Source organism: Pseudomonas sp. Sample_9, assembly GCF_004307535.1.
In the GTDB taxonomy this organism is placed as follows: Bacteria; Pseudomonadota; Gammaproteobacteria; order Pseudomonadales; family Pseudomonadaceae; genus Aquipseudomonas; species Aquipseudomonas mercuritolerans.
Genome location: NZ_RAZO01000290.1, coordinates 64,374 through 70,373 on the forward strand (window position 1 = coordinate 64,374; position 6,000 = coordinate 70,373).

At 61.8% G+C, this 6,000-nt stretch carries 5 protein-coding genes; 4 read left to right on the plus strand and 1 reads right to left on the minus strand.

What is annotated here, in order from left to right:
- Positions 1–19: 19 nt before the first annotated feature.
- From D6877_RS15950 to rarD, 4 genes are all read left to right on the plus strand, one after another.
- Entirely contained in the window at positions 20–784 is a 765-nt protein-coding gene (locus tag D6877_RS15950) for a TOBE domain-containing protein (protein ID WP_130911410.1), read from the plus strand.
- 70 nt (positions 785–854) lie between these two features.
- Positions 855–2,756, plus strand: a complete 1,902-nt coding sequence (locus D6877_RS15955) for a PhoX family phosphatase (protein ID WP_130911411.1) — start codon at positions 855–857, stop codon at positions 2,754–2,756.
- A 164-nt stretch (positions 2,757–2,920) separates the two neighbouring features.
- The gene (locus D6877_RS15960; protein WP_039757662.1) at positions 2,921–3,895 is read left to right on the plus strand and encodes a serine/threonine protein kinase; all 975 of its coding nucleotides are present in this window, start codon (positions 2,921–2,923) and stop codon (positions 3,893–3,895) included.
- 204 nt (positions 3,896–4,099) lie between these two features.
- A complete protein-coding gene (gene rarD / locus D6877_RS15970) occupies positions 4,100–4,987 on the plus strand; it encodes an EamA family transporter RarD (RefSeq protein ID WP_130911412.1) in 888 nt (295 codons plus the stop codon).
- 223 nt (positions 4,988–5,210) lie between these two features.
- Here the strand turns inward: rarD and D6877_RS15975 are convergent, their stop codons facing one another.
- Positions 5,211–5,729 (minus strand): glycine cleavage system protein R, encoded by a 519-nt coding sequence (locus D6877_RS15975; protein ID WP_016772854.1) that lies wholly within the window; start codon positions 5,727–5,729, stop codon positions 5,211–5,213.
- Positions 5,730–6,000: the final 271 nt, after the last annotated feature.

Consider the following 6,000-nt stretch of genomic DNA (forward strand, 5'->3'; position numbering starts at 1 on the left):
GAGCCAGAAGCGTTCTGCCATGTCCCTGCCCACCCTGCTCTCCCAGCACATCGTCCGCCGCCCGCAGCGCATTGCCCTGCTGCAACACATCGCCGAGCAAGGCTCGATCACCCGTGCGGCGAAGAGCGCGGGGCTCAGTTACAAGGCGGCATGGGATGCGATCGATGAGTTGAACAACCTGGCGCAGAAACCCTTGGTCGAGCGCGTGGTGGGCGGCAAGGGTGGTGGCGGCGCCAGACTGTCCAGCGAGGGCGAGCGGGTGCTGCGCCTGTATCAGAAATTGCAGGCGTTGCAGGCGCAGGTGCTGGAAGCGGCGGAAGACGCCAGCGATCTCGACCTGCTCGGGCGGCTGATGCTCAGGACCAGCGCGCGCAATCAGCTGCATGGCACGGTGGCAGCGATTCAGGCGCAGGGGCGCAACGATCTGATCCGCCTCGAACTGGCAGAAGGCATTGCTCTGGAGGCACAGATCACCCACGACAGCACCGTGCATCTGGAATTGCAGATCGGTACCGAAGTGATGGCGCTGATCAAGGCTGGCTGGCTTGAGTTGCTCGGCGCCGATCAGCCGGCCACGCCCGGACACAATGTCCTGCACGGCACCATCGAAGCGATCCTCGATGCCGAGGACGGCCCCAGCGAGGTGCGCATTTCCCTGCCCAACGGCCAGACACTTTGCGCCTTGGCCGAACCGCTGCACTTGCGCAACCAGCAACTCGGCGTGGGGTCTGCGGTGCAGGTGCAATGCGCGCCGTCCAACGTGCTGATCGGCACGCCGCTCTGATTTGTCCTTGCCACAAAAGCGTCATCGACCCGCATTAAGGTGTTGCCCATAACCAAGCAGGGAGCCTGATGTGAGCCTATTAGAAGAAAACCAATCCACTGATCTGGAAAAAATGGTCGGCCTCAGCCGTCGCGGTTTCATCAGCGCCGGCGCGTTGTGCGGGGCGGCGATGTTCCTCGGCGGCAACCTGCTGAGCCGCAGCGTCATGGCCGCCAGCGTCAGCGCCGGCAACAGCCGCCTGCTCGGTTTCGAGAGCATTCCGGCGGCGACCACCGACGCCACCAGCCTGCCCAAGGGCTACAAGTCTTCGGTGCTGATCAGTTGGGGCCAGCCGTTGCACAAGAACGGCCCGGCCTTCGATCCGAGCGGTAACGGCACCGCTGCCGCACAGGAAGTGCAGTTCGGCGACAACAATGACGGCATGAGCCTGTTCGCCTTCCCGGACGACAAGAACCGCGCGCTGATGGCGATCAACAACGAATACACCAACTATCGCTACCTGTATCCGCATGGCGGCATGCCGCAGTCGGCTGAGGATGTGCGCAAGGCATTGGCCTGCGAAGGCGTGTCGGTGATCGAAGTGCAGCGCAAGAACGGCCAGTGGCAATTCGTCCAGGGCTCGCGCTACAACCGCCGCATCCACGGCAACTCGCCGCTGCGCATCAGCGGTCCGGCCCGCGGCCACGACTTGATGAAAACCGCCGCCGATAAGCACGGCAAAAAAGTCCTCGGCACCTTCCAGAACTGCGCCAACGGCAAGACGCCGTGGGGCACCTACCTGACCTGCGAAGAAAACTTCACCGACTGCTTCGGCAGCAGCAACGCCCAGCAGCAATTCGATGCGGCGCAAAAGCGCTACGGCGTTGTCGCCAGCAGCAAAGACATCAACTGGCACCCGCACGACCCGCGCTTCGACATGGCCAAGAACCCCAACGAACTCAACCGTCACGGCTGGGTGGTCGAGATCGATCCGTTCGACCCGCAATCGACTCCGGTCAAACGCACCGCGCTGGGCCGCTTCAAGCATGAAAACGCCGCGCTGGCCGAGACCGACGATGGTCGCGCTGTGGTGTACATGGGTGACGACGAGCGTGGCGAGTTCATTTACAAATTCGTCAGCCGTGATCGCATCAACCATCGCAATCAGAAAGCCAACCGCGACATCCTCGATCACGGCACGTTGTATGTGGCCAAATTCGATGCCGGTGACGGCAACCCCGATCATCCGAAAGGCCAGGGCCAGTGGATCGAACTGACCCACGGCAAGAACGGCATCGACGCCAGCAGCGGGTTTGCCGATCAGGCAGAAGTGCTGATCCACGCGCGCCTTGCCGCCAGCGTGGTTGGCGCAACACGCATGGACCGCCCGGAGTGGATCGTCGTCAGTCCCAAGGACGGCCAGGTTTATTGCACCCTGACCAACAACGCCAAGCGCGGTGAAGACGGGCAACCGGTGGGCGGGCCGAACCCGCGCGAGAAGAACGTTTACGGGCAGATTCTGCGATGGCGCACCGACCGCAACGATCACGCCTCGAAGACGTTTGCCTGGGATCTGTTTGTGGTCGCCGGCAACCCGGGCGTGCATGCCGGGACGCCGAAGGGTGGCTCATCCAACATCACCCCGCAGAACATGTTCAACAGTCCCGACGGTCTGGGTTTCGACAAGGCCGGCCGCCTGTGGATTCTCACCGACGGCGATTCGAGCAACGCCGGCGACTTCGCCGGCATGGGCAACAACCAGATGCTCTGCGCCGATCCTGCGACCGGTGAGATTCGCCGTTTCATGGTCGGGCCGGTGGGTTGTGAAGTGACGGGGATCAGCTTCTCGCCGGATCAGAAAACCCTGTTTGTCGGGATTCAGCATCCGGGCGAAAACGGCGGTTCGACCTTCCCCGAACATCTGCCCAATGGCAAGCCAAGGTCTTCGGTGATGGCGATTACCCGCGAAGACGGCGGGGTTGTCGGCGCCTGATAAACCGCTTTCGCGAGCAGGCTCGCTCCCACAGGGAATAGCATTCCAAGGTGGGAGCGAGCCTGCTCGCGAAGAGGCCCGGGCAGACACCAACACCCTTCGCGCCGCCATCTGCGCTACCATGCCGAGCCGGACGCAGCAGCCTGCTGCGCGCAGGAGTCAGCATGGCCCACCCGTTTGAAACCCTCACCCCCGATCTCGTCCTGGATGCCGTTGAAAGCATCGGCTTCCTCAGCGACGCGCGCATTCTGGCGCTCAACAGCTACGAAAACCGTGTGTATCAGGTCGGTATCGAAGACTCCGAGCCGCTGATTGCCAAGTTCTATCGTCCGCAGCGCTGGACCAACGAGGCCATCCTCGAAGAGCACCAGTTCACTTTCGAACTGGCCGACATCGACATCCCGGTGGTAGCGCCGCTGATCCACAACGGCGAAACCCTGCATGAGCACGCCGGCTTCCGCTTCACCCTGTTCCCGCGTCGTGGTGGTCGGGCGCCAGAGCCGGGCAATCTTGACCAACTGTATCGCCTCGGCCAGTTGCTCGGGCGCATGCATGCGGTGGGCGGCACCAAGCCGTTCGAACACCGCGAAGCCCTCGCCGTGCAGAACTTCGGCCATGCCTCGCTGAACACTTTGCTCGAAGGCAATTTCATTCCCAAGAGCCTGCTGCCGGCTTACGAGTCGGTTGCCCGCGACCTGCTCAAACGCGTCGAAGACGTCTACGCCGCCACGCCGCACCAGAACATCCGCATGCACGGCGACTGCCACCCCGGCAACATGATGTGCCGCGACGAGATGTTCCACATCGTCGACCTCGACGACTGCCGCATGGGCCCTGCGGTGCAGGACATCTGGATGATGCTTGCCGGCGATCGCCAGGAATGTCTGGGGCAGTTGTCGGAATTGATGGACGGCTACAACGAATTCCATGATTTCGACCCGCGCGAACTGGCGCTGATCGAACCGTTGCGCGCCTTGCGCCTGATGCACTACAGCGCCTGGCTGGCGCGACGCTGGGACGACCCGGCATTCCCGCACAGCTTTCCGTGGTTTGGCACGGAGCGGTATTGGGGCGACCAGGTGCTGGCGTTGCGTGAGCAGTTGGCGGCACTGAATGAAGAACCGCTGAAACTCTTCTGATTCAAACCTGAACCCTGTGGGAGCGAGCCTGCTCGCGAAGACGTCATTTCAGGCAACATCGATGTTGAATGTCAGACCGCCTTCGCGAGCAGGCTCGCTCCCACAAGATCGCTGTTCACAATTCTTTGAACATTGGTCTACGACATTCGCGGACAAATCTCCTTACAATCCCTCCTTTGTCAGCTGCCTGAGCAAGGATTCTGCATGCAAGCCGCCAACCCGCGTCGCGGGTACATTCTGGGCCTGAGCGCCTACATCATCTGGGGCCTGTTCCCGATCTATTTCAAAGCCATCGCCGAAGTCCCGGCCGTCGAGATCATCATCCACCGGGTGCTGTGGTCGGCGCTGTTCGGTGCGTTGCTGCTGATGGTGTGGAAACACCCGGGCTGGCTGCGCGAGTTGCTCGACAATCCCAAGCGCCTGGCGATCCTTGCGTTGAGCGGCACGCTGATCGCGGCCAACTGGCTGACCTACGTGTGGTCGGTGAACAACGGCCGCATGCTCGAGGCGAGTCTGGGTTACTACATCAATCCGCTGGTAAACGTGCTGTTGGGCATGGTGCTGCTCGGCGAACGACTGCGGCGCATGCAGTGGGTGGCGGTCGGGCTGGCTGCAATCGGCGTGGCGCAGCAGGTGTGGCAGGTCGGCAGTCTGCCGTGGGTGTCGCTGGCGCTGGCGCTGACCTTCGGTTTCTACGGCCTGATCCGCAAGCAGGCGCCGGTCAAGGCGCTGCCGGGGCTGGTGGTGGAAACCTGGATGCTGGTGCCGATTGCGATTGCGTGGTTGCTGTTCAATCAGACCGCCACGAGTGTGCAGCCAGCCTTCTGGACCACCTCCGAAGCCTGGTGGCTGGTGGCTGCCGGCCCGGTGACGCTGGTGCCATTGGTGTGTTTCAACGCCGCCACCCGCCACCTGCCCTACACCACCATCGGCTTCCTGCAATACATCGCTCCGACCCTGGTGTTGCTGCAAGCCGTGCTGCTGTTTCGCGAGCACTTATCTTCGAGCACGCTGGTCGCGTTCATGTTTATCTGGGCCGGTCTGGCGGTCTATAGCGTTGATGCGTGGATAAGTTTGCGCCGGCGCGCCTGATCAAAAAACGCACAAAGCTCCGCAGGCCACGGTTCTCGTGGCCTGCATCGTTCCTTCCCAAGCTTATCCACAGCGTGATCCCCGCCGTTTGTGCGCAAGTCACTGAATGTTGGCGGTTTTTTGATCAAAGGGCGCAAACCCACGGCCGGCGTGGCGTGGCGCTCAGTCTCTACAGGTTATCCACAGGCAGGTGCACGTTAAACCTGAATAACCCTGTGAACGTTTAAACCTCTGTGCGTAACACCAATTCGACCATCAGATCATCGGCCAGGGTTTCCAGGCGCGCCTGCAGAACGTCGAGGGACAAGGTGAGTGGCACCGCCAGAATCGCCTCGGCGTGAAACAGCGGCTCGCTGCTCATCGGCGCCGGGCGCACTTCAGTCACCAACCGTTCAAGGTTCACACCCTGCTCGCTCAACAGCCGAGTGATATCGCGGACGATACCCGGTCGGTCATTGCCGACCAGTTCCATGGCGATCGGTTTCCATGTGCAGGACTGCTCCACTCCGCTTTCGGCAATCAATACCCGAATGCCATGGGCCGACAGCGCTTGCAGGGCATCGACCAGTTCGTCGTAAGCCTCCGCCGGCACCCCCACGCGCAGAATCCCGGCAAACTGCCCGGCCATGCGTGACATGCGGCTTTCCAGCCAGTTGCCGCCGTGCTCGGCAATGCATTGGGCGATGCGCTCGACCTGCCCGGGCTTGTCCGGGGCGAAAACGGTGAGTACGAGATGGTCCATGGCGCAGCCCTCTTGTCATGACTTTTGTTATCGAAGGGCAAGTATAGGCAAGGGCTGATTCTGTGTTGAATCGACTGGCCCCTTCGCGAGCAGGCTCGCTCCCACAGGGGTCGCATTCCAAATGTGGGAGCGAGCCTGCTCGCGAATGGCAGCACTGGGGATCTGCGCGACAGACAAATCGTGTACAACTTTCGATATTTAACTGGAACAATCCAGTGCTTTTTTGAGAACATCCCGTTCCGCGACGTGACCGCAATGCGTCATGAGGTCG